General features: G+C 72.9%; 21 protein-coding genes and 1 pseudogene. 13 read left to right on the plus strand and 9 right to left on the minus strand.

What is annotated here, in order from left to right; translation table 11 throughout:
- Window positions 1–66: 66 nt before the first annotated feature.
- Window positions 67–657, plus strand: a complete 591-nt coding sequence (coaE, locus tag QWJ41_RS04875; RefSeq protein ID WP_302706078.1) for a dephospho-CoA kinase — start codon at window positions 67–69, stop codon at window positions 655–657.
- Window positions 654–1,997: a glycoside hydrolase family 3 N-terminal domain-containing protein gene (locus QWJ41_RS04880; protein WP_302706079.1), complete on the plus strand. Its 1,344-nt coding sequence runs from the start codon at window positions 654–656 to the stop codon at window positions 1,995–1,997. The genes coaE and QWJ41_RS04880 overlap by 4 nt, the downstream gene beginning before the upstream one ends.
- Before the next feature lie 9 nt (window positions 1,998–2,006).
- Here QWJ41_RS04880 and QWJ41_RS04885 read toward each other — a convergent pair whose 3' ends face one another.
- Together QWJ41_RS04885 and QWJ41_RS04890 are read right to left on the minus strand one after the other, a co-directional pair.
- Entirely contained in the window at window positions 2,007–2,975 is a 969-nt protein-coding gene (locus QWJ41_RS04885) for a sigma-70 family RNA polymerase sigma factor (RefSeq protein WP_302706081.1), read from the minus strand.
- 271 nt (window positions 2,976–3,246) lie between these two features.
- On the minus strand, window positions 3,247–5,418 hold the full coding sequence (locus tag QWJ41_RS04890; RefSeq protein ID WP_302706083.1) for a S9 family peptidase: 2,172 nt from the start codon (window positions 5,416–5,418) through the stop codon (window positions 3,247–3,249).
- A 37-nt stretch (window positions 5,419–5,455) separates the two neighbouring features.
- Between QWJ41_RS04890 and QWJ41_RS04895 the strand changes: the two genes are divergently transcribed.
- The 3 genes from QWJ41_RS04895 to QWJ41_RS04905 are packed head-to-tail and all read left to right on the plus strand — an operon-like array spanning window position 5,456 to window position 7,667.
- Window positions 5,456–6,160, plus strand: coding sequence for a LamB/YcsF family protein (locus QWJ41_RS04895; RefSeq protein ID WP_302706085.1), 705 nt, complete (start codon window positions 5,456–5,458; stop codon window positions 6,158–6,160).
- Window positions 6,157–6,807 (plus strand): 5-oxoprolinase subunit B family protein, encoded by a 651-nt coding sequence (locus QWJ41_RS04900; protein ID WP_302706086.1) that lies wholly within the window; start codon window positions 6,157–6,159, stop codon window positions 6,805–6,807. The genes QWJ41_RS04895 and QWJ41_RS04900 overlap by 4 nt, the downstream gene beginning before the upstream one ends.
- Window positions 6,804–7,667 (plus strand): 5-oxoprolinase subunit C family protein, encoded by an 864-nt coding sequence (locus QWJ41_RS04905; protein ID WP_302706088.1) that lies wholly within the window; start codon window positions 6,804–6,806, stop codon window positions 7,665–7,667. Before QWJ41_RS04900 ends, QWJ41_RS04905 begins: the two co-directional genes overlap by 4 nt.
- Here QWJ41_RS04905 and QWJ41_RS04910 read toward each other — a convergent pair.
- On the minus strand, window positions 7,651–9,018 hold the full coding sequence (locus QWJ41_RS04910; RefSeq protein WP_302706090.1) for a DNA polymerase IV: 1,368 nt from the start codon (window positions 9,016–9,018) through the stop codon (window positions 7,651–7,653). The two genes, QWJ41_RS04905 and QWJ41_RS04910, sit on opposite strands and share 17 nt — an antisense overlap.
- Before the next feature lie 118 nt (window positions 9,019–9,136).
- On the opposite strand from QWJ41_RS04910, the gene QWJ41_RS04915 reads away from it, so the two are divergent.
- Both QWJ41_RS04915 and QWJ41_RS04920 read left to right on the plus strand, forming a co-directional pair.
- Entirely contained in the window at window positions 9,137–10,099 is a 963-nt protein-coding gene (locus QWJ41_RS04915; protein WP_302706092.1) for a DUF4192 domain-containing protein, read from the plus strand.
- 41 nt (window positions 10,100–10,140) lie between these two features.
- Window positions 10,141–11,604, plus strand: a complete 1,464-nt coding sequence (locus tag QWJ41_RS04920; protein WP_302706094.1) for a glutamate-cysteine ligase family protein — start codon at window positions 10,141–10,143, stop codon at window positions 11,602–11,604.
- Here QWJ41_RS04920 and QWJ41_RS04925 read toward each other — a convergent pair.
- Window positions 11,601–12,065: a hypothetical protein gene (locus QWJ41_RS04925; RefSeq protein ID WP_302706096.1), complete on the minus strand. Its 465-nt coding sequence runs from the start codon at window positions 12,063–12,065 to the stop codon at window positions 11,601–11,603. The genes QWJ41_RS04920 and QWJ41_RS04925 overlap by 4 nt on opposite strands.
- A gap of 131 nt (window positions 12,066–12,196) precedes the next feature.
- Between QWJ41_RS04925 and QWJ41_RS04930 the strand changes: the two genes are divergently transcribed.
- Window positions 12,197–12,595, plus strand: a complete 399-nt coding sequence (locus tag QWJ41_RS04930; protein ID WP_302706098.1) for a universal stress protein — start codon at window positions 12,197–12,199, stop codon at window positions 12,593–12,595.
- 56 nt (window positions 12,596–12,651) lie between these two features.
- Complete coding sequence (tpx, locus tag QWJ41_RS04935; RefSeq protein ID WP_302706100.1) at window positions 12,652–13,146, plus strand: thiol peroxidase; 495 nt, start codon at window positions 12,652–12,654, stop codon at window positions 13,144–13,146.
- A 92-nt stretch (window positions 13,147–13,238) separates the two neighbouring features.
- Here tpx and QWJ41_RS04940 read toward each other — a convergent pair whose 3' ends face one another.
- Both QWJ41_RS04940 and QWJ41_RS04945 read right to left on the minus strand, forming a co-directional pair.
- Window positions 13,239–14,438 carry an AI-2E family transporter gene (locus QWJ41_RS04940; RefSeq protein ID WP_302706102.1) on the minus strand — a complete coding sequence of 400 codons (1,200 nt, stop codon included), beginning with the start codon at window positions 14,436–14,438 and terminating at the stop codon, window positions 13,239–13,241.
- Between the two features lie 9 nt (window positions 14,439–14,447).
- On the minus strand, window positions 14,448–15,611 hold the full coding sequence (locus QWJ41_RS04945) for an MFS transporter (protein ID WP_302706104.1): 1,164 nt from the start codon (window positions 15,609–15,611) through the stop codon (window positions 14,448–14,450).
- Window positions 15,612–15,696: 85 nt separating this feature from the next.
- Here QWJ41_RS04945 and QWJ41_RS04950 point away from each other — a divergent pair, with 85 nt between their 5' ends.
- Together QWJ41_RS04950 and QWJ41_RS22035 are read left to right on the plus strand one after the other, a co-directional pair.
- Complete coding sequence (locus QWJ41_RS04950; RefSeq protein WP_302706106.1) at window positions 15,697–16,494, plus strand: SDR family NAD(P)-dependent oxidoreductase; 798 nt, start codon at window positions 15,697–15,699, stop codon at window positions 16,492–16,494.
- 163 nt (window positions 16,495–16,657) lie between these two features.
- Window positions 16,658–17,044 (plus strand): annotated as a pseudogene (locus QWJ41_RS22035) (recombinase family protein); the annotation flags it as partial.
- Window positions 17,045–17,286: 242 nt separating this feature from the next.
- Here QWJ41_RS22035 and QWJ41_RS04955 read toward each other — a convergent pair.
- A complete protein-coding gene (locus QWJ41_RS04955) occupies window positions 17,287–17,673 on the minus strand; it encodes a hypothetical protein (RefSeq protein ID WP_302706108.1) in 387 nt (128 codons plus the stop codon).
- 291 nt (window positions 17,674–17,964) lie between these two features.
- Between QWJ41_RS04955 and QWJ41_RS04960 the strand changes: the two genes are divergently transcribed.
- Together QWJ41_RS04960 and QWJ41_RS04965 are read left to right on the plus strand one after the other, a co-directional pair.
- Window positions 17,965–19,956: an ATP-dependent nuclease gene (locus tag QWJ41_RS04960; protein ID WP_302706110.1), complete on the plus strand. Its 1,992-nt coding sequence runs from the start codon at window positions 17,965–17,967 to the stop codon at window positions 19,954–19,956.
- Window positions 19,953–21,530, plus strand: a complete 1,578-nt coding sequence (locus tag QWJ41_RS04965; protein WP_302706112.1) for a UvrD-helicase domain-containing protein — start codon at window positions 19,953–19,955, stop codon at window positions 21,528–21,530. Before QWJ41_RS04960 ends, QWJ41_RS04965 begins: the two co-directional genes overlap by 4 nt.
- A gap of 73 nt (window positions 21,531–21,603) precedes the next feature.
- On the opposite strand, the gene QWJ41_RS04970 is transcribed toward QWJ41_RS04965, so the two are convergent.
- On the minus strand, window positions 21,604–22,614 hold the full coding sequence (locus QWJ41_RS04970; protein ID WP_302706113.1) for a putative endonuclease domain-containing protein: 1,011 nt from the start codon (window positions 22,612–22,614) through the stop codon (window positions 21,604–21,606).
- On the minus strand, window positions 22,611–23,114 hold the full coding sequence (locus QWJ41_RS04975) for a hypothetical protein (protein ID WP_302706114.1): 504 nt from the start codon (window positions 23,112–23,114) through the stop codon (window positions 22,611–22,613). The genes QWJ41_RS04970 and QWJ41_RS04975 overlap by 4 nt, the downstream gene beginning before the upstream one ends.
- Window positions 23,115–23,121: the final 7 nt, after the last annotated feature.

The following is a 23,121-nucleotide window of genomic DNA, read 5'->3' on the forward strand; positions in this document are numbered from 1 at the left end:
CGCCCGGGAAGGCGCGCCCCGGGTCCGATGGGCAAAATCCTCCGGCCACGACGTAGCGTGGCGCCCATGCGAGTGGGTCTCACGGGGGGTGTCGCGTCGGGCAAGAGCACCGTCGCGACGATGCTGGCCGAGCTGGGTGCCGTCGTCATCGACGCAGACGCCCTGGCGCGCGAGGTGGTCGAGAAGGGCACGCCGGGACTGGCTGCGGTCGTCGCCGAGTTCGGCGCGCAGCTGCTGACCCCCGAGGGCGACCTCGACCGGCCGGCGATGGGCCGCCTCGTCTTCGGTGACGACGCCGCGCGCAAGCGGCTCGAGGCGATCGTGCACCCGCTGGTCTTCGAGCGGTACGCCGAGCTGGAGGCGTCCGCTCCCGAGGGTGCCCTGGTCGTGCACGACATCCCGCTGCTCGCCGAGTCGGGGCGCGCCGACGGCTTCGACGCCGTGATCGTCGTCGACGTGCCCACCGAGACCCAGGTCGAGCGGATGCTGGGCGAGCGCGGTTGGACCCGCGAGGACGCCGAGTCGCGCATCGCCGCCCAGGCCACCCGCGAGCAGCGCCTCGCCGTGGCCACCCACGTCATCGACAACACCGGCACCCTCGACGACCTGCGGGCCCAGGTGCGCGCCGTCCACGACCAGCTGCAGGTGACCGCGTGAGGCGCCCCGGCGCACTGGCTGCCGCCGCGCTGAGCCTGGGGCTGCTGGTCACCGGCTGCTCCGGCACCACTGGCACCACGGACGAGACCACCACCGTCGGCAGCGGATCGGGCACGCCGTCGGCCGACGCGACCACCGAGCCCGGGGAGCAGTCCCGGGAGCTCGAGCAGCCCGAGGAGACGGTCGACCCCGACCAGCCCACCTCGTGGGGCCCCACCGAGGGCGAGCTCGCCGAGGCCCGCGAGGTCGTGGTGCAGATGAGCCCCGAGGAGCTCGCCGGCCAGGTGATCGTGGGCCGCTACGCCGGCACCGACCCCGCCGAGCCCGCCCGGCTCGTCTCCGACCTGCACCTCTCGGGCGTCTGCGTCACCGGCGACAACGTCGTCGACGAGGCTCAGGTGCGCGCCACCACGGCCGCGGTCTCGCAGGCCGTCGCCGACAGCGGTCGCGACTTCCCGGCCGTGATCGGTGTCGACCAGGAGGGAGGCACGGTCTCCCACCTGCGCGGCATCGCCACCGAGTTCCCCGCGTTCCGCGCCGCCGGCGAGGCCGTCGACGGCAACGGGCGTCGCGGGAAGACGGCGGTGCGCGACGCGGCGTACACGACCGGGCTCGAGCTGCGCGAGCTCGGCTTCACCTGGGTCTACGCCCCGGTCGCCGACGTCACGATCGGCGCCGCCGACCCCACCATCGGCAGCCGATCGCCCTCCACCGACCCCCGTCTCGCCGCCAAGGCGACCGCGGCCGCCGTCGACGGCTTCGACCGCTCCGGCACGGTCTCGACGACCAAGCACTACCCCGGCCACGGCGGAGCCACGGCCGACAGCCACCTCACGCTGCCCGCCCTCGACGCCCCGGCCGAGGAGCTGGAGAAGCGTGACCTGAAGCCGTTCCGCGCCGCCACCAAGGCCGGCGCGCCGTCGGTGATGATCGGCCACCTCGACGTCGAGGCACTGGCTCCGGGCACCCCCTCCAGCATCGCGCCCGAGATCTACGAGCACCTGCGCGAGGAGGTCGGCTTCGAGGGCGTGGCCATCACCGACTCCCTCGGCATGGGAGCCGTGGCGGGCATCCCCGACCTGGCCGTCAAGGCGCTCGTGGCCGGGGCCGACCTGCTGCTGATGCCGGCCGACACCCGCCGCACCCACGCCCGCGTCACCAAGGCGATCAGCGACGGCGAGGTCACCCCCGAACGCATCGAGGAGGCGGCGGTCCGCGTCGTGGCGCTGCAGATGTGGCAGGCGCGGGTCGCATCGGAGAAGAAGGTCCCCGACGACATCAGCGCCCGGGCGGCCGAGGCCGCCCGGGCGCTGGAGGTCGCGGCGTACGCCGCTCCGTGACCGGTCCGCTCAGGCGGCCAGGTCGGGGTCGGCGAAGCGGCGCAGCTTCTGCAGCGCCTCGCGCTCGAGCTGGCGCACCCGCTCGGCGGAGATGCCGTGCTTGGCGCCGATGTCGGCCAGCTTGTGCTGGCGGCCGTCGCTGAGGCCGTAGCGCGAGCGGATGATGTCGGCCGCCCGGTCGTCGAGGTGGCCCACCAGGGCGTTGAGGCGGTCGCGGGACTCCACGTCGATGACGTTGAGGTCGGGACCGGGCGAGGTCTCCTGGGCCATCAGGTCACCCAGCGAGGTGTCGCCGTCCTCGTCGACGGGGGTGTCGAGCGAGACGTGCTCGCGGCCCCACGACAGCAGGTCGAGCACCCGGTCGATCTCCATGCCCAGCTCGAGGGCGATCTCGGCCGGCTCCGGGTCGCGACCCAGCTGGCGCTCCAGGGTGCGGCGTGCGCCGCCGACCTGGTTGAGCTCCTCGACCACGTGCACCGGCAGCCGCACGACACGCGCCTGCTGGGCGATGCCGCGGGTGATGGCCTGGCGCACCCACCAGGTGGCGTAGGTGGAGAACTTGTAGCCCTTGGTGTAGTCGAACTTCTCGACCGCACGGATCAGGCCGGTGTTGCCCTCCTGGATCAGGTCGAGCATCGGCATCTGCGCCCGGCCGTACTTGCGGGCGATCGAGACCACCAGGCGCAGGTTGGCGGTGATGAACGTGTCGACCGCCTGGCGCCCCTGCTCGGCGAGCCACTCCAGCTCCTCCTGGGTGGCCCGGCCCGGTGCGCCGCCCTTGCGGCGACCCACGCGGCCCTCGGCCAGCAGGTGCTCGGCGTACAGGCCGGCCTCGATGGTCTGCGACAGGTCCACTTCGGCGGCGGCGTCGAGGAGCGGGTTGCGGGCGATCTCGTCGAGGTACAGCCCGACGCTGTCGCGGCCCTCGATCTCGCGGCCGGCGGCAGGTGCGGTACGGGTGGCGGTGCGGGTGGCCATGGAACCCCTCCTCAGTCACGTGGTCGCTCTCGCGCTCCCACGTCGTGTCCAACGCTCCCGCAGTGGCCCGGATTCCCGTACCGCCGTGGAGCCTTCACCATCAAGGACGTCCGGCCCGACCCCGGAGTTGCATCGTCGAGCAACTCTCAGGGACTTCTCAGGGCCTCGCATCCTCGCTAGTTGTTCGGTGCCCCGCACGCACCGGATGCCTCTCACCCGCCGGGGTGGGACAGGTCACGTCCTCGTCACCCCCCGCGTCACGTGCACAGCCTCAGGCGTCGGCCAGACCCATCCGGTCGAGCATCCACGCCAGTGCGAAGGCCCGGTCGTGCCAGGCCTTGTAGCGGCCCGAGACGCCACCGTGCCCGGCCGACATCTCCGTGCGCAGCAGCACGTCGGGCCGGTGGTCGGGGGCCGTGGCCCGCAGCCGCGCCACCCACTTGGCGGGCTCGACGTAGAGCACCCGGGTGTCGTTGAGCGAGGTCTCGGCCAGGATCGCCGGGTAGTCCTGCTCGGTGACGTTGTCGTACGGCGCGTAGGAGGCCATGTAGTCGTAGACCTCGGGGTCGGCCTCGGGGTTGCCCCACTCGTCGTACTCGGTGACGGTCAGCGGGAGAGTGGCGTCGAGCATCGTGGTGAGCGCGTCGACGAACGGCACCTGGGCCACGATGCCGGTGAACAGCTCGGGCGCCTGGTTGGCCACCGCGCCCATCAGCATCCCGCCCGCGCTGCCGCCCTCGGCGACCAGCGTCTCGGGGCGCGACCAGCCGGTCGCGACGAGGTGGCGGGCGCAGGCGATGAAGTCGGAGAAGGTGTTCTGCTTCTTGGCCATCTTGCCGTCGTCGTACCAGCGCCGGCCCATCTCGCCGCCACCTCGCACGTGGGCGATGGCGAAGGCGGCACCCCGGTCGAGCAGCGAGAGCCGGGCGATGGAGAAGTAGGGGTCGATGGAGGCCTCGTAGGAGCCGTAGCCGTAGAGCAGCGTCGGGACGGGGCGGGTGCCGCCGCCGTCGTCCTCGCGCGAGCCGCGCCGGGCCACGATCGAGATCGGCACCTGCTCGCCGTCGTCGGCGGTGGCCCAGAGGCGGTGCTCCTCGTAGTCGGCCGGGTCGTAGCCGCCGAGCACGGGGGTGCGCCGCAGCAGCGTCAGCCCACGGCTGCGCACGTCGTAGTCGTAGACCGAGGAGGGCACCGCCATCGAGGTGAAGCCCAGGCGGACCGTCGGCTGGTCGAATGTCAGGTTGCCGCCGGCGCCGACGGTGTAGACGGGCGCGTCGAAGGGCACCAGGTAGTCGTCACCGACGCCGTCGGGGCCCAGCTCGATGATGCGCAGCTGGGTCAGGCCCTGGCTGCGCTGGTGCACCACGAGGTGGCCGGCGAAGGCGTCGACCTCCTCGAGCCGCACGGCAGGGTCGTGGGCCACCAGCGGCTGCCAGTCGGCGGCCGGGGTGGGGGAGACCGGTGCGCTGGCGATCTCGAAGTCGGGACCGGTGGCGTTGTGCAGGACCAGGAAGCGGTCCTCGCCGGCGATCACGGCGTGCTCGAGGGAGTACTCCACGTCCTCGACGCGCTCGGCGAAGACCTGCCAGCCCGCCTCGGGGGCGTCGGCGTCGAGGAAGCGGTACTCCGAGGTGGTCTTGCTGCCCGAGGCCACCACCAGGAAGCGGTCGGAGCGGGTGCGCCCGACGCCGACGAAGAAGCGCCCGTCCTCCTCGTGGTGCACCAGCTCGTCCTGCGACTGCTCGGTGCCGAGCCGGTGGCGCCAGATCTTGTCGGCGCGCCAGGACTCGTCGACGGTCGCGTAGTAGAGGTTCTCGCCGGCACGGTCCCAGGTGGTGCCGTGGATGACGCCCTCGATGACGTCGGGCAGCAGCTCGCCGCTGGTGAGCTCCTTGATGCGCGCGGTGTAGCGCTCGTCGCCGACCACGTCGACGCTGTAGGCCAGCAGGGTGGCGTCGGGGCTGATGCTGGCGCCGCCCAGGGAGAAGAACTCGTGGCCCTCGGCCAGCGCGTCGAGGTCGAGCAGCACCTCCTCGCCCGGCAGGGCCGGCTGGTCGGGGGCGCAGTCCTCGGCGGGGGTCGGCGGGGTCCAGTCGTCGGGCCCGGCGACCGGCACGCGGCAGGTCGCGCCGTACTCGCGGCCCTCGAAGGAGCGCCCGTAGTACCAGTGGTCGCGGTTGCGGGTGGGCACCGACAGGTCGGTCTCGCGGGTGCGGGCCCGGATCTCCTCGAAGATCCGGGTGCGCAGGTCGGCCAGGTGCGCGGTGCGGGCCTCGGTCCAGGCGTTCTCGGCCTCCAGGTGCGCGCGCACCTCGGGGGAGTCCTTCTCGCGCAGCCACTCGTAGTCGTCGTGGCGGGTGCGGCCGTGGAGCTCGCGCTGCGTGGGACGCCGCGGCGCCACCGGGGGAGCCGTGGGCGGGTGCGGGGACGTGGAGGAGGACATGGCTGCCAACCTAGAGGCGGGGCGATAGCGTCCGCACATGCGGTACGTCGACCTGAACGCCGACCTCGGCGAGGAGGTCACCGACGACGCGGCGCTGCTGGGCGTGGTGACCTCGGCGAACCTGGCCTGCGGCTACCACGCGGGCTCGGTGGCGATCATGCGCGCGGTCTGCGACGAGGCGGCCCGGCTGGGCGTCTCCATCGGCGCCCAGGTCTCGTACGCCGACCGGGAGCACTTCGGCCGGCGTCCTCTCGACGTCGCCCCCGACACGCTGCGCGAGCAGGTGGCCGACCAGGTCGGCACCCTGGCCGCGATCGCGCGGGCGGCGGGCACCACGGTGCGCTACCTCAAGCCGCACGGCGCGCTCTACCACCGCACCGCCACCGACGCCGAGCAGGCGCAGGCCGTGATCGAGGGGTCCGGCGACCTGCCGGTGCTCGGCATGCCCGGCGTGCTGCTCGACCTGGCGACCGGGCGCGGGCGCGAGGTGCGGCACGAGGGCTTCCCCGACCGCGGGTACGACGCCAGCGGGCGGCTGGTGCCCCGCGGCGAGCCCGGCGCCCTGCTCGAGGGCGCCGACGCCGTCGCCGAGCACGCGCTGCGGCTGCTGCGCGAACCGCCCGGCGGCGTGCCCGGCCTCGCCTCGCTCTGCGTGCACGGCGACAGCCCCGGCGCGGTCGAGCACGCCCGCGCCGTGCGGGACGCCCTCGAGGCCGCCGGCTGGACGCTGCGCGGGCTGTGAACGTGGACCCCGTGCACGTGCGCGCCTTCGGGCCCACCGCCCTGCTGGCCGAGGTCGACGACGCGGCCGCCGCGCTCGCCCTGGCGACCTGGCTCCGCGAGCACCGGGTCGCGGCCACCGAGGTGGTGCCGGCCGCGCGCACGGTGCTGCTCGACGGCCTCGACCCCGCCGACCTCGGGGGCGCCCGTGCGCTGCTGGCGGGCTGGCGCGACGAGCCGGCCGCGGGCGACGACGCGGGACAGGGGCGCGGCCCCGTCGGGCCGGTCGTCGAGCTGCCGGTGGTCTACGACGGTCCCGACCTCGACGACGTCGCCGACCTGTGGGGCGTCTCGCGCGAGGAGGTCGTGGCCCGCCACACCGGGCTCGAGCTGCTCAGCGTCTTCTGCGGCTTCGCGCCCGGCTTCGCCTACCTCTCCGGGCTGCCGCAGGAGTGGGCGGTGCCGCGGCTGGACTCGCCGCGCACCCGGGTGCCGGCCGGGTCGGTCGCGGTCGCCGACACGTGGTGCGGCGTCTACCCGACGGTCTCGCCGGGCGGCTGGCGGCTGCTCGGTCGCACCCGCACCCCGCTCTGGGACGTCGACCGCGACCCGCCGGCGCTGCTGGCGCCCGGCACCCGGGTGCGCTTCGTCGTCGAGGACCCGTCGTGACCGGAGGGGTCCTCGAGGTGCTGGCCACCGGGCCGCTGTGCACCGTGCAGGACCATGGCCGCCCCGGGCTGGCCCACCTCGGCGTGCCCCGCGCCGGCCCGCTGGACCGGCCGGCCGCCGACCTCGCCAACCGGCTGGTCGGCAACCGGCCCGGGGCGGCGCTGCTCGAGGTGGTGCTCGGCGGGCTCGAGCTTCGGGCCACCGTCGACACGTGGGTCGCGGTCACCGGCGCCCCGGCCCCGGCGGCGGTCGGACGCCGCTCCGCGGGGCTGGCCCGGGCCGAGCGGCTGCCGGCCGGCGCGGTGCTGCGCCTGGGCGCTCCCGCAACAGGGGTGCGCAGCTACGTCGCCGTGGCCGGCGGGGTCGACGTCGCACCCGTCCTCGGCTCGCGCTCCACCGACACCCTCGCCGAGGTCGGGCCGCCGGTCGTGGCGCCCGGGCAGCGGTTGCCCCTGGGGTCCCCGGCGGGGCCGCCCGCGGCCGTCGAGGCGCCGGTGGCGCCGACCGGCCCGCCCACCGGCCTGCTGCGGGTGCATCCCGGCCCGCGCCTCGAGCGCCTCGGCCCGCACGCGCTCGCCGAGCTGTGCGCGACGGCGTACGTCGTCGGGGCGGAGGCGGACCGGGTCGGGCTGCGCCTCGACGGGCCGCCGCTCACGCGCGCCGACGCGGGCGAGCTGCCCAGCGAGGGGATGGTGCTGGGCTCGGTGCAGGTGCCGCCGAGCGGGCGGCCGGTGGTCTTCCTGGCCGACCACCCGCCCACCGGTGGCTACCCGGTGGTGGCGGTGGTCGACCCGCGTGACCTGTGGCAGTGCGGCCAGCTGCGCCCGGGGGAGCCGGTGCGGTTCACGCGGGCCCGCTGACCGCGTCGTCCTCCGCGGGCTCCGTCGGCGACCACGGCGTCAGCGCGGGGTCGTCGTCGGGGAAGGAGCGCACCGGCCCCGCGGGTGTCTCGCGGGTCTCGAACCGCACGGTGACCACGCCGCGTCCCGCGCCCCAGACCCAGCCGCGCCCGAGCTCGGCGTGCTCGACGTCCATGCCGGGCGCCCAGGCTCCGAGGTGGCGGGCCCGCGGCGGCTCCGGCAGCTCCTCGTCCTCGGCCTCGTCGTCAGCCTCGGTGTCGGCGAAGAGGTCCTCCTGCACCCAGTCGGCCAGCCCCGAGACGCCGACGCCGAGCAGCCGGACGCCGGCGCGCACCTGCGGACCCGTGTCGGGACCGGCGACCAGCTCGGCGAGCAGGGCCCGGGCGCTGCGCGCGACCGTCGGGCCGTGGTCGGTGGGGGAGGCCAGCGTCATCGAGCGGCTCAGGGTGGTGAAGTCGTGGAATCGGACCTTGATGCTCACCGTGCGTCCCGAGAGGCCCGCCGCCCGCAGCCGGGCCGCGACCTCGCCGGCCTGGCGGGCCAGCAGCCCCTCGATCAGGCGCAGGTCGGAGAGGTCGGTGTCGTAGGTGCCCTCGACGCTGACCGACTTGGCCTCCCGCTCGGCCACCACCGCCCGGTCGTCGCGCCCGCGTGCCATCTGGTGCAGCCCGCCACCGTGGGCACGGCCCAGCAGGCGCACCAGCTCGTCGAGGCCGGCGGCCTCGAGGTCGGCGACGGTGACGATGCCGGCCCGGCGCAGCCGCTGGGCCGTCGCCGGGCCGACGCCGGGGATGATCGTGGCCCGCATCGGGCGCAGCAGCTCCAGCTCGGTGCCCGGGGCGACCACGACCAGCCCGTCGGGCTTGTCGAGGTCGCTGGCGATCTTGGCCACCAGCTTGCTGGTCGCCAGGCCCACCGAGGCGGTGAGGCCGTCGGTCGCCTCGTGCACCCGCCGGCGCAGGTCCTGGGCGAAGTCGGTGACCGTCGGCACCTCGAGGTCGGGCAGGTCGGCGCGCTCGAGGTCGACGAAGGCCTCGTCGAGCGAGAGCGGCTCCACCAGCGGGGAGACCTCCCGCAGGAGTCCCATCACCACCCGGCTCGCCTCGCGGTAGGCGTGGAAGCGGCCCGACAGGAACGCGGCGTGCGGGCAGCGCGAGCGGGCCTCGCGCGTCGACATCGCCGAGCGGACGCCGTGCACCCGCGCCTCGTACGACGCCGTGGCGACGACGCCGCGTCCGCCGACCCCGCCGACCACGACGGGCTTGCCGCGCAGCGAGGGCTTGTCGCGCTGCTCGACGGCCGCGAAGAAGGCGTCGAGGTCCAGGTGGAGGACCGAGGCCTGGGAGCGCACCCCGGCACGCTACCCGCGCCGGCCCACCAGGCGTGCACAGGCGGGGCCTGCGGGGGGTGCGTCCCCAGGTCGCGGCGGCCCGCCGCCCCGCCGGCCGCCACCGGGGCAGCCTCGCGCCATGACGACTCCCGAGATGCCCTCCCTGCCCGCCCCTCCACGCGGCTTCGTGGCCCGCGAGCCCGCCGACGTCCTGGCCGTGGTGCCGCTGCTGCTCGGCTTCGAGCCCGAGGACTGCGTGGTGATGATGACCTTCGGCGCCGAGCACCAGTTCCACGCGCGGCTCGACCTGCCGCCGGCCGGGGCCACCGACGCCGAGGTCGCCCAGGTCGCCGCGCTGCTGGTCGAGCCGGCCGTGCGCCACCACGTCACCGGGGTGCTGCTGGTGTTCTACTCCGACGACGCCGAGCGAGCGCGGCGCAGCGCCCGCTGCCTCGTCGACGCCTTCGGCGCCGCTGGGATCGCGGTGCTCGACGCCATCCGCGCCGACGGGCAGCGGCACTGGCCGGCGACCGGCCCCGGCGAGGGCACGGCGTACGACGTGAGCGCGCACCCGGTGCGCGCACAGGCCGTGCTCGACGGCCACGTGACCCGCCGCTCGCGGGCCGAGCTGGCCGCGACCCTCGACCCCGACGCCCGCGGTCGCGCCGACGTGGCCCGGGCGCTGGAGCACCGCTCCGCGCTGCCGGCCGACGAGGTGTCCGCGCTGCTGCTCGGGTGCCTGGTCACCGGCAGCGCACCCGGCGCCGACGAGGTGGCCGGGCTGGTGCGGGCGGTCGCCGACCCGGTCGTGCGCGACGTGGCCTGGCTGGGGATGACCCGGCACGACGCCGACCGTCACGTCGCGCTGTGGTCCGACGTGGTGCGCCGCACCCCCGACGAGTGGCTGCCCGGAGCAGCGGCCGTGCTGGGCTTCGCGGCCTGGCTCTCCGGCAGCGGGGCCCTGGCCTGGTGCGCCGTCGACCGGTGCCTGGCGGTGGATCCCGACCACGTCCTGGGCGGCTACGTCGGGCAGCTCCTCGAGCGCGCGGTGCCGCCGCAGGCCTGGGCCGAGGCGGGGGCCGACGCCGGGCGGCCCGCCTGAGGGGGGTCCCTCCGGAGCGGGGGTGGGCCTAGGGTCGGGGCATGGGTGAAGAGGTCGAGGCTCAGGAGTTCAGCCGCGCGGACCGCACGCGGCACCGCGCCAAGGTACGACGCTGCCTCGACGTGTTCGCGCGGATGCTGCGCGAGGCGGCCTTCGACACCGACGACCCGATGACCGGTCTGGAGGTCGAGCTCAACCTCATCGACGAGCGTGGCGACCCGGCGCTGAAGAACGCCGACGTGCTCGAGCGGATTGCCGACCCCGACTTCCAGACCGAGCTCGGCCAGTACAACATCGAGATCAACGTGCCCCCGGCCCGGTTGCGCGAGGGCGGGCTGACCCAGTTCGAGGACGAGCTGCGTCGCGACCTCGACGACGCGGAGGCCAAGGCCTCCGAGGTCGGTGCCCACCTGCTGATGATCGGCATCCTCCCGACGCTGGCCGACGGCCACATGACCCGGCAGACGCTCAGCGCGAACCCGCGCTACGCGCTGCTCAGCGACCAGATACTCGATGCACGCGGCGAGGACATCTCGATCTCGATCTCGGGCGCCGAGACCCTCGAGACCACCGCCGACTCGATCGTGCCCGAGGCCGCCTGCACCAGCACCCAGTTCCACGTGCAGACCTCGCCCGACCAGTTCGCGGCCTACTGGAACGCCTCGCAGGCGATCGCCGCCCCCCAGCTCGCGCTGGCCGCCAACTCGCCGTACCTGCTGGGCCGCGAGCTGTGGCGCGAGACCCGCATCCCCCTCTTCGAGCAGGCCACCGAGACCCGCAGCGAGGAGCTGAAGGCCCAGGGGGTGCGCCCGCGGGTGTGGTTCGGGGAGCGCTGGATCACCTCGGTCTTCGACCTGTTCGAGGAGAACGTGCGCTACTTCCCGGCCCTGCTGCCGGTCACCGAGGACGAGGACCCGCTCGAGGTGCTGGAGTCGGGTGGCACCCCGGCCCTCGCCGAGCTGCGCCTGCACAACGGCACCGTCTACCGCTGGAACCGGCCGGTCTACGACGTGGTCGACGACGTGCCGCACCTGCGGGTCGAGAACCGGCTGCTGGCCGCCGGCCCGACCGTGGTCGACACGGTCGCCAACGCCGCCTTCTACTACGGCCTGGTGCGCGCGCTGGTCGACTCGCCGCGTCCGTTGTGGTCGCAGATGTCCTTCAGCGCCGCGGAGGAGAACCTCCACGTCGCAGCCCAGCAGGGCATCGAGGCCCAGGTCTACTGGCCCGGGGTGGGCCAGGTGCCGGCCACCGAGCTGGTGCTGCGCCGGCTGCTGCCGATGGCCCACGAGGGCCTGGAGTCGTGGGGCGTCGAGGCCGACGTGCGCGACCGGCTCCTGGGCATCATCGAGCAGCGCTGCCTGACCGGCACCAACGGGGCGGAGTGGTTCGTGGAGCGGATGCGGCGCCGCAGCGGTGAGGACCGCTACGACGCGCTGCGCGCCACGGTGCTGGAGTACCGCGAGCGGATGCACACCAACGAGCCGGTGCACACCTGGGACTAGCCCGACCGGGAGCGCAGCCGCTTCCAGGTGCGCGAGAGCCCCGACCGCGGGTCGCGCCAGCCGTGCCGGCCGACCAGCACCATCTCGACGGGGCGGCCCAGCTCGCCCGCGGCCGCCCGGGTGGCAGCCACCCAGCAGGCGTCGTCGTCCTGGGTACTGAGCTCGCCGGGGCGGGTGACCCACACCAGCAGCTCCGGCCCGTGCTCCGGCCCGTGCTCGAGCCGGGGGACGCGGGCCAGGAGGGCGAGGAGGACGTCGGTGCGCACGCCGAGGTCGACGGGGTCGTCGGCGGTGCAGGCGAAGACGACCTCGTGGCCGCCGGGGTGGCCCACGTGCACCACGGCGGGGTGCCGGCGACGCCGCTCGGCCTCGACGTGGGCCAGCACCGCGAGCCGCAGCATGCGTTCGAGCGGGCGGGGCAGCGGCTCGTGCAGGCCCTCGCCGTCGGGTGGTGGGTGCACGCGTCCAGCCTGCCCGCCGCGGCGCCGGTGCGCGCCGCTCCTCCACAGGCGCACGGGGGTGAGCCGTGATCGGTTAGCGTGCCAGGGAGCGCGGTCGGCACGACCGGGCACCAGGCATTCGAGGAGGACCGATGGGCACCGTCGTGGTCGGGTACGTGAACAAGCCCGAGGGGCGCGCCGCGCTGGCGCGCGGGATCGAGGAGGCCAAGCTGCGCGGGTTGCGCCTGGTCGTGGTGTCCTCGCACCGCGGCGGCCAGGAGTACGACACCGAGGCCGCGGGCAAGGCCCAGGTCGAGCTCGACGAGGTGCGCGCCGAGCTGGAGGGCACCGGCGTCGACTTCGAGCTGCGACAGCTGGTGCGCGGCTTCGAGCCGGCCGAGGACCTGATCGGGCTGGCCTCCGACAGCGACGCCGAGCTGCTGGTGATCGGGCTGCGACGCCGCTCGCCGGTGGGCAAGCTGATCCTGGGCTCCAACGCCCAGCGCATCCTGCTCGACGCGGCGTGCCCGGTGCTGGCTGTCAAGGCCTGAGCCGTCGACGCGGACACCTGCACGTCGGATGTGGGGTGCGGTGGTAGAACCTCCGCATGACCACCACCGCACTCGGAGGCACCCCCGTCACGCTCGTGGGTGACCTCCCCGCCATCGGCAGCCCTGCCCCCGACTTCCGTCTCATCGGCACCGACCTGACCACCGAGGTCACGCGTCCCACCGACAAGCGCACCGTCCTCAACATCTTCCCCAGCGTCGACACCGGCGTCTGCGCGGCCAGCGTGCGGGCCTTCAACGAGATGGCCGCCGGCCTGGCCGACACCCAGGTCATCTGCGTCTCGCAGGACCTGCCCTTCGCCCAGGCGCGCTTCTGCGGCGCCGAGGGCATCGAGTCGGTCGTGGCCGCCTCCACGTTCCGCTCCACCTTCGGCCACGACTACGGCGTCGCGCTGACCGACGGCAAGTTCGAGGGGCTGCTGGCCCGGGCCGTGGTGGTCATCGACCGCGACGGCACCGTGCTGCACACCGAGCTGGTGCCCGAGATCGCCCAGGAGCCCGACTACGACGCGGTGGCCGCCGCGCTCGCCTGAGCCGCACCCCCACGACGTACGACGCCCGCTCCCGCACTGCGGGGGCGGGCGTCGTGCTGTGTCGTGCTGGGTCGTGCTCGCGTCGAGCAGCCTCAGGCGTGGTCCTGCTCGTGGCCCACCGGCTGGTCGGAGTCGCCCTCGGCGCCGGACTCGTCGTCGTCGACCTCGGCCGCGGGGTGGTCGGGCTCGTCCTTGAGCGGCTCGCCGGTGCGCTCGCGCACCTGGGCGTCGAGGTAGCGCACCACCACGGCCAGCACCGCCACCGCGGGCACGCCGAGGAACGCCCCGGCCACCCCGAAGAGGGTGGAGCCCAGCACGATGGTGAGGAGCACGACGCCGGCGTGCAGGCGCAGGCTGCGGCCCTGCAGCCACGGCAGCAGCACGTTGCCCTCGAGCTGCTGGACGCCCAGCACTATCGCCATCACGATCAGCGCGGAGACCCAGCCGTTGGCGACCAGCGCCACCAGCACGGCCAGCGCACCCACCGTGATCGCCCCCACGATGGGGGCGAAGGCGGCGATGAAGGTCAGCACCGCCAGCGGCACCGCCAGCGGCACGCCCACGAGCACCAGACCGGTGCCGATGAGCACCGCGTCGATCAGCCCGACGAGGGCCTGGGTGCGCACGAAGCCGCCCAGCGTCGACCAGGCCCGCGAGCCGACCTCGACCAGGTGCGGGCCGGCGCGGTCCCCGGTGAGCTGGTGCAGCCAGGGCAGGAAGCGCGGGCCGTCCTTGATGAAGAAGAACGACAGCACCAGGGTCAGGACCAGGGTGATCAGGGCCGAGGTCACCGCTCCGACGCCGACCAGCACCCCGGAGGCGATGCTGCTGGCGCTGGACTGCAACCGGTCCTGGGCGGCGGCGACGAAGGTCTCGACCTGGTTCTGGGTGATCTGCAGGGAGCTCTCGGCGACCAGCCGCTCGATCTCGCCGAGGCCCAACGAGGCGGAGTCGGCCAGCTCGACCGCCTGCTCGCCCACCGAGGGCGCGATGGTCACGCCCAGGGCGGTGACCAGCCCGAGCCCGACCAGGATCACGACCAGGGCGGCCACGGCCGCCGGCAGCCGCAACCGGCGCTCCAGCCACTGCGCCGGAGGCTGCAGCACCGTCGTGAGGATCAGCGCCAGCACGACCGGCAGCACGATCGACCAGCCTTTGCCGACGAGCCAGCCCAGGGCGACCGCCCCGAGCGCGACGAGCAGCCAGCGCACGGTCCAGCGGGCCAGCCAGTCGATGCCGTGGCCGACGACCTCCTCGCGGGACGGGCTGCGGGAGGAGAGTTGGGGGTGCATGCCAGCAGACTAGGTCGTGCGGGCGCGTGCCCTCCGCACGGCCGCGCGCACCGGGAGGCCGGCAGCGAGCGCCGCGGCGCTGGTCACGGCCACGGCACCCGAGAGCACCAGCACCGTGCCCAGCCCGGCGTTGGGCACCAGCGCACCGGTCACCGCCGGCGTCACGATCGAGGTGACCGCCCCCACGACGAGCGCGATGGTGAAGGCGGTGCCGGGCCGTTCGGGCTCGACATGGGCGGTCCAGATGGCCAGCACCGACGAGCCGACCATGAAGCCCGCGCCCAGCACCACCGCGGAGCCGAGCACCAGCGGCGCGCCGGAGGCGAGCCCGAGCCCGCACAGGGCGGCACCGACCACGCCGAGGCTGGCCGCCCCGACGCCGCCGGGGCCCAGGGCCGCGGTCATCCGTCCCGTCCAGAAGGCCACCAGGCCGCCGAGCCCGATCAGGGCGAAGACCAGCGCCGGCGCCCAGTCGGCCAGGCCGGCCTCCTCGGCCGCGTCGCTGGCGTAGGTGAAGTAGACGGTGATCGCCACGAAGTAGGCCACCGTGTAGAGGAGCGGGACCAGCAGCCGAGCCAGGTGCAGGGGAGCGCCCGCATCCTCACGGTCCGGCGGGGGGAGCGCGGGCACCAGCCGGAGGTTGAGCGTGGCGGCCAGCGCCGCGGCCACGGCGATGCCAGCCCAGGTCAGCCGCCACGAGACGAACGGCGCCAGCAGACCCAGCGCCCCCAGGCCGACGAGCCCGACGCCGGTGCCGGTGGTGACCACCGCCAGCAGCGTGGGCCGGTGCCGAGGAGCGGCCACGGCCCGGAGCACGTCGGAGTACGGCGCCCACACCCAGCCCGCCGCGCTGCCGGCCAGCACGGCTCCGGTGGCCAGCACCACGGGGTTCGGCGAGAGCGCCACCATGGTGCAGCCCAGCGCGCCGCAGGCTCCGCCGACCGACGTGGGGGCGCGGGGTCCGCGCCGGGCCACGAGCACGGGGACGCCGAGCAGGCCGATGAGGTAGCCGACGAAGGTGGCGCTGGCCACCAGCCCCGACAGCTGCTCGGACAGGTCGAACTCGGCCTGCATGTCGGGCAGGGTCAGGCCGTAGGCGTAGCGCGCCATGCCGAACGCCACCCCGACCACTGCTGCGCCCCCGGCCGCGGCGCGCACCTCGTGCTTCTCCATGCGGCTGGGCTACCCGTCCACGGCTCCGCCCACACGCGCACAGGGGTGAGGCGCCGGCCCTGCCGCGCCGGGGGAGACTCGGGATATGACGACGATCATGGTGACCGGGGCGACCGACGGACTCGGGCTGGCGGCCGCCCAGCGGCTCGCGGGGCAGGGCCACCGGCTCGTCCTGCACGGACGCGACGAGGCCCGGCTCGACCGGGCCGCGGCCGCGGTCGCGGACGTGCGCGACGACGCGGTCGCCGGGACCGTCCACGCCGACCTCTCCGACCTCGACGACGTCGGGCGGCTGGCCGACGCCGCGGCCGGGCTGGGGCTCGACGTGCTGGTCAACAACGCCGGCGTCCTGCGCACCGGTCACGCCCCGGCCGACGGGCTCGACGTCAGGTTCGTCGTCAACACGATCGCGCCGTACCTGCTCACCCGCCGCCTCCTGGGCTCGCTGCCCGACCACGGACGCGTCGTGAACCTCTCCTCGGCGGCCCAGGCGCCGGTCGACCTCGACGCGCTCGCTGGGCGGGCGCGCCTGGACGACGACATGGCGGCGTACGCCCAGAGCAAGCTGGCGCTGACGATGTGGTCGCGGCACGTCGCCGACGAGATCGGCCCCGACGGTCCGGCCGTGATCGCGCTGAACCCCGGCTCGCTGCTCGCGACCAAGATGGTCAAGGAGGGCTTCGGCATCGCCGGGCACGACATCGCCGTCGGTGCCGACGTCATCGCCCGGGCAGCCGTCGGCGACGACTTCGCGGGGGCGACGGGCCGCTACTACGACAACGACGCGAAGCGGTTCGCCCCGCCCCACGCCGACGCCGCGGACGCGACCCGGAACGCCGCGCTCGTGCAGGTCCTCGACGACCTGCTCGCGCGCCTGGGCTGAGGCCGGACCGACGAGGGTGGTGGAGGATGGGCGCATGGCCATCCACATCACCGGCGACGACGCCGCCGACCAGGTGCTCACCGACGACCCGTTCGCGCTGCTCGTGGGCATGATGCTCGACCAGCACATCTGAATACGAACACTAGTGACGTAGGCTCGCGCCATGGTTCGCGCGAGACATGCTGACAGGCTGAAGCGGGGCGCAGAGGCAGCTCTCCACGAAGCCGAGGAGGCTAGAAGCGGCCCGGCGGTCGTCGACGTCGGGGCGTACGAGCGAATCTCTGATGACCAGGAAGATGCCGAGACGGGTGACCGGGGGGCTGGCGTTGAGCGCCAGCGTGAGGCGATCGAGCACCTATGTGCCTCGGTGAGCCACGAACGGCAGACCTGGCGGATCAAGATGCACCGCGTCGACAACGACATCTCGGCGTTCAAGGACGTGGTGCGGCCTGACTTCGAGCGGCTCTTGGCGGATCTTGAGGACGGTGTGATCGACGGGATCGTCGTCTACGACCTCGATCGGCTAGCTCGCCGCCCGCGAGACCTGGAGCGCGTGATCGACATCTGGCCCTGGCCGGCATCAGCCAGCTCGACGAGGTCGGCCGCCTGGCCGTCCAAGCGCACAGGGCACTCGAGAAGCTCATCGCCCTGGGGCGCGACACGCAGGAGAAGGTCCGCGCAACCCTCACCGAGGGCATCACCCTGCTGCACCCGTGAACAAGATGGGGAGGAGAGCATTCCGCTCTCCTCCCCATCTTCGCGCGCGGAGATGGGGACAACCGCGAGCTCCTGTCACTGTGGACGGGCGCGCTCGACCCGCAGCAGCGTGCGGCCACCGCGCGTCATGACGACCCAGCCGGGGGACCGGCGGCGACGTGCGTCAAAGGCCGGACGCTCGGCGGCCACCTCCGGCTCGGGCGGAGCGGCGGTATCTGCCTCCTGTTCGGGTCGCATCGCCTCGGCGTAGCGCTTCTGGGCTGCCTGCTTGGAGATGCCAAGCCCGTCGCCAATGAGGCTCCACGGCACCTGGGACGCGCGCGCCTCACGGACCGCCCGGACCTCAAGGTCGACGAGAAGGCTCCTCAGCTCGGTCGCTGCTGCGAGTCTGGCGAGTGGGTCGCCGTCACCCTCGATCCGGGCCGCCAAGGCCGTCAACGTGGGTGGTGCGGCGTCATCCATGGTTGTCGTCATTACCGCCACCGTGCGGGAGTGTGGCCTCGCGTCAATGGGCTCGGAATGCCGCCGACGTCGTCGAGCATGGCAGCGCCGGTGAGCGGCCAGCCCCGTCGAGTTCGGCCGTAGCCAACCTCGACTGTCGAGGCAGAGGGCGCGCCTCGCGGGCCTCCTGGCTGTGGGTGACCGCAGCTCGCAGACCCGGTCGGACCGGGCGGCAGGATGCGCTCGGTAGCATGCGATTGCGCCGGCATGCTCGGGATACAGGGGCCCGCCGGATACGAGGGGAGCCCGTTCATGTACCTGAGCCGCGTTCGCGTCCGCGGTCTTCGCGGAGCCGTAGATGGTCCGCTGGAGGTCCGCCTGCCCGGGCGGTTCGCTGTCATCGCCGGAGCCAATGGTGGGGGCAAGACCACTCTCACGGACGCGATCTACCTCAGCCACGGGAAGCGCTTCCCGCACCTACCGAGACATTCCGCCGCAGCCCTCGGGCCCGGCGACCGTGACATCGAGGTGGAGTACCGCTTCGACGACGATGTGGCCACCGAGGGGCCGCTCGGTCGTCAACTGCAGGCGCAAGGCGGGAGAAGCGCGCCCGGGACCGTTGCGGCCGAGTGGGCGAGGACCCTCCATCGGGACCTGGGCGCGATCCGTACGAAGTCCATAGATGGTCGGTCCAGCGATGTAGAGCAGCGAACCCTCCTGGTGCACCTTCCCGCCTGGCGGAACCCGCTCGACGAGCTCGCCCGCCGCGAAACCCGCGTCCTTGTCGAACTGCTGCGCGCGCAGCAGCAGAACCTTGGTCGCGGCCGCGACCTGTCTCGACTGCGTGGGAGAGCCTCGGGCCTGCTGGAGTCACTGGCCACGGACGACCTGCTGGTGGGGCTCGAGGAGAGGGTCAGCGAGCAGTTGCGCGCGCTGTCGGCGGGCGTATCCCGCAACTGGCCCTACATCCGGGGCCAGGTCGTTGACGACCGCTACCTGGCACGGGTGCTCGAGCTGATGCTCGCCACCACCGAAGGGCGAGCGGAAGCGCTCCCGCTTGAGGTGGTTGGGCTCGGCTACGTCAACCTCCTGCACATCGCCGTCACGTTGGCGGCCATCCCGGACTCCACGCGGATTTCGGCCGCTGCCGCCGCTTCCGCCGCCGCCCAGGCGGCGGCTGGCGGGCAGCCGTCGAACCAGGTCGACGGTGCGGCGGCAACCCCTCTGGAAGAGGCCGATCAGATTCTGCGGCAGGCCCGCGCCGAGAGCGAGAGCGTCGAGGACTCGTTCTTCCCTGATGATGCCTTCCACGTCACGTTGGTCATCGAGGAGCCCGAGGCACATCTGCACCCGCAGCTCCAGCACTCGCTCGTCAGGTACCTGCGCCGCCAGGTGCGCCTCCGTCCGGAGCTCCAGGTTGTGCTGTCGAGCCACGCGACGGACGTCATCACGTCCTGCGACCCGACCGAGGTGGTGATCGTCCGTCGTGACCGCCACGGGCAGCGGGTCTGCCGAGCGGTTGCCGAGATTCCTCTGGCAGCACGCGATGAGGTGCTCCGCAAGACCCGATTGCATCTCGACGCCAGCCGGTCGGCGTCACTGTTCGCAGAGCGGCTCCTGCTGGTGGAGGGCGTCACCGAGGCGGCCGTGCTCCGCGAGTTCGGGTGGGCATGGGCCGGCGACGACGCCGACAAGCAGGCGTTCGTCGATGCGTTGAGCATCGTGCCCATGGGAACCAAGGTCGGTCCGTGGGCGGTACGGCTGCTTGCCACCCGAGGCCACGAGCTGTGCAGCCGGTTGGCGGTGTTGCGCGACAGCGACCTCGACTTCGACGACTCCCCGGCCGGGCCGACCTGGGCAGACGACCATGACCCAGCGGTTCTGATGGTGGAGCACAGCCACCCCACCCTCGAGCCGCAGCTCACCGAGGGCAACGAGGCACTCGTCGAGGCCGCCCTGCGCGACATCGGTGTCACCGCGCCCGACGAGATCACGCCCTCGACGATCAGGGACCTCTTCCGCAGTCGGTCCAAGAAGGGCGACGTCACCGTGCCCGCCGGGCCGGCCGCCAGGCGTAAGGGCGAGTTCGCGGAGGCCTTCGCGGGTCGGCTTCGCGAGCTGCGCGACGTCGTAGGTGGCGGGGTGCGCGTGCCGGAACCGATGGAGCGGGTCTTCGACTTCCTGTACTCGGTACCCGAGGCTTCGCCGACGGCCGACACGGAGGGCGACGCCGTCGTGCCTAGTGTCGACACCGGTGCGGAACTGGCCGCCGGTACCACCGTGGAACCCGCTGCCGAGACGTGACCAGCGCGCTCGCCCATGCCGGGGCCATCGACGATCTCACCGCCGAACAGCGGCTGGCGGCCGCCACCTCGACCAGCAACGTCTTCGTCGAGGCGGGCCCCGGTACCGGCAAGACCACCGTGTCCGCGCAACGGTTCGGCGTACAACGGTTCGCCGCCGAACACCGGCACGACCCTCGCGCCGTAGTCGCCGTCAGCTTCACCCGCGCCGCGACCTACAACCTGCGTAGGCGAGTCCAGCGGCTGTGGGGCCCCGCCGCGTTGACGTGGCCGCACCGGATCGTCACCCTCGACACGGTCATGTGCGACCTGCTGCACGACCTGCTGCGCGAGCGGTTGGTGATCTGGCCGGACATGGACACGTTGTGGCCCGACGGGAGCGTTGTCCTCGACGTGCGGGACAGCTGGGCATCGTGTGGTGGCACCGTGTCGACTCGATCGATCTACAGCTTGTACCTGTCGGGACGAGAGCTGCGCCTTCGCGAGGAGTTCGCGCCCCAGTACGCGTCACGGGTGCCCGCGGTAGCGGTCGTGCCTCACATGCTCAAGGGCATCTGCACCCATCAAGACGTCCGCGACATCCTGGCACTTGCGCTCCAGGACCGGGCATCGGCCGACCGCGTGCGTCTGCGGCTCGGCGAGACGATGAGGGCTCTCATCGTGGACGAGGTGTTCGATGCGAATGACCTCGACATCGCGATCATCGAGTCTGCGATCGCAGCCGGCGTCGCAGTCACCCTGGTCGGTGACCCGTGGCAAGCCTTGTACCTATTCCGCGGTGCGCGGCCGCACGTGGTTCCGGAACTCCTCAAGCGGACCGGTGCTACGACGCTTCAGCTCAACCAGTCGTTCCGGTGGCGCAGTGACGATCAACGGGACCTCGCGGCGGACCTTCGCGACGGCCGAGGGGTGATCCTGCCGACCGGTCAGGAAGACCTCGACGTCGTGCTTGCCCTGTGGTGGAAGGAGCTGTGGGACCTCGGTGGTGGTGTCCTCCCGCTCGCGTTCCACGCATTCAAGGGCGGCTACGAGGAGGCTGCGGCCACGCTGCTGCTGAACCACGTGACACGCAACATCTTCGATCTCGATGCCACTTACCTCAACGATGCACTCACGGCGCTGAACGTGCAGGACCGTGATGCACCGAGACAGCTGGAGCCGGCCCTGCAGAGAGTGGTGGAGACGTTGCGGCCGGGCGGCAAGGACGCTGTGAAGGCGGCCTACCTTGAACTCGTCGAGGTCATCGGCACCGTTTCGGCGCGCGAGCTGCGCAGGCCGCACGCGGCCCACACTGGTCGTCTGGCTCTCCTTCAGCGGCGGCTCGTGTTTCCTGGCCGACCGGTGCCGGGACTGACGACCCACCAGGCGAAGGGCGGCGAGTGGGATGCCGTCGCCATCCGGCTGCGGGACGCCGAACGAGCAGCCCTCGCGGCTGGCCTCTCTTCAGCGGAGGACATGCACCGGAAGATCTACGTGGCTTGTACTCGTGCGCACCGGCGCACTATCGAACTCCTGCCTGATCCGCCACTAGCCACCCCCTCGCGCCGCCGAAGGTCGGTAGGGCGGGGGACCTGATCGCCGCCGGTATCCACGGGTCCTCGTCGAACACACCAAGCAACGGCTGGTGCCGAGGCACCCGGCCAGCCGATCAGCTCATCTTCGCGGTCAGCTGGTCGAAGAAGTCGCTCAACATGGCCTCCGCGCCGGGCCCAGCCAGTTCCGCGCCTCCGAATCGGTAAACCTCGTAGCCGTTCAGCCGCAGTCGCCGATCCTCGGCGACCATCTGTGCGTACAGGCTGGGGCTTGCGATGTCGCCATCCGCGTAGTGCTGGCGACCGTCGACCTCCAAGACGACCCGATGCCGGCTGCTGAACAGGATGAGGAAGTCCATCCGTTGTCGAGCCAGCGGACCCTCCTCTCCGGAGCGGCGCCGTCGGTGCTGGGTCTGCGGGTCGTAGTGCAGGTACACCTGAGGGATGAGTGCGGGGATGTCGAGCGATGCCCGGTACCGGGTCGCGTAGCTGTCGAACACCTTGAGCTCGGCGCCGTTGTCGCCAAGCGACGCCCGCAGGCGCGCATGGAGCGCGCGACCGACCTCGTGGTCGGTGACGTCGGCTGGGATGTTCTCCCGTTCGCGCCACCAACCGATCAGGTGAGTGAACCGGAGACCGTCGGCGGGAACTGGCTGGTCGAACACCAGGCAGTGCTCGCCGTTGCGGACGATCTCGATGTCGTTGTTCACCGCGTCCCGCAAGACCAGTTCCGGCTTGGGGCCGTTCGCGGCGAAGATGAGGTTCTTGGCCGGTGTGCCGACCCCTCCGCCCTTGTCGTACTCCGCTAACAGCGGGCCCAGCCTGTCGGAGTTCACGTCCAGCTCGGCCACGACCCGTCGAGCGAGGCCGATGAGCCGCGGCAGCTCCCAGCCCTTGGTGTAGGCCTGGATGACTTCCCGCTTGCTGTAGGCCCCGTCATCTGGCGCGGTGTCAGCGTGGGGCCACTCGATCGTGAGCTCGTCGGCGAGCACCACTTCCAGGTCTCGGCGGGTGTAGCTCATGAGGGTCTCTTCTAGCGCGAACCCGAGGGTGCGCACCGAGACGGTCGCCGGCGCTGATGAGAGCACCGGGTCGACCCGCTCCGCACGCGGATTCCAGAACGTCACCGCCCCAGTGTCGTCCAGCCCACCGACAGATGGCCGCGAACATCCGTCTGACCCGGGACTGTGTCGCGAGGACGCTGCGCGTGTCGTCTACGGAATGTAGACGTGTATCTCGTCGATGGTTCCCCCGTGCCGTCATCAACGGCGTCCCGATCGCACTGTCCGCCCGCCCATCTGACCCCCTGGGCGCGCATGGCGGTGATGCGGTGACCGCCGCTGGTGATCTGCGGTGTCGTGGCGTAGATCGGTTCGCGGTACAGCGACGACAGTCCCCCGAGGTCGGCGGAGCTGAGGCCGGCGGCGCGCCCGGACCGGATCGCGGCGGCATGGTCATCGGTCGGGTAGTCGGTGAGGTTGTGGCGCACCAGGTCGTTGACCTTCACCCAGTCGACGCCCATCGCCCACTCGAGACTCTCTGGCTTCCAGACCTCGTAGTCCGGGACCTTCTCCAGGTCGATGTCGAACCACAGCCACTGGTCAGGCAACTCCTTACGCATCGTCACGGCCACA

The organism is Nocardioides cremeus, assembly GCF_030518195.1.
Lineage (GTDB): Bacteria > Actinomycetota > Actinomycetes > Propionibacteriales > Nocardioidaceae > Nocardioides > Nocardioides cremeus.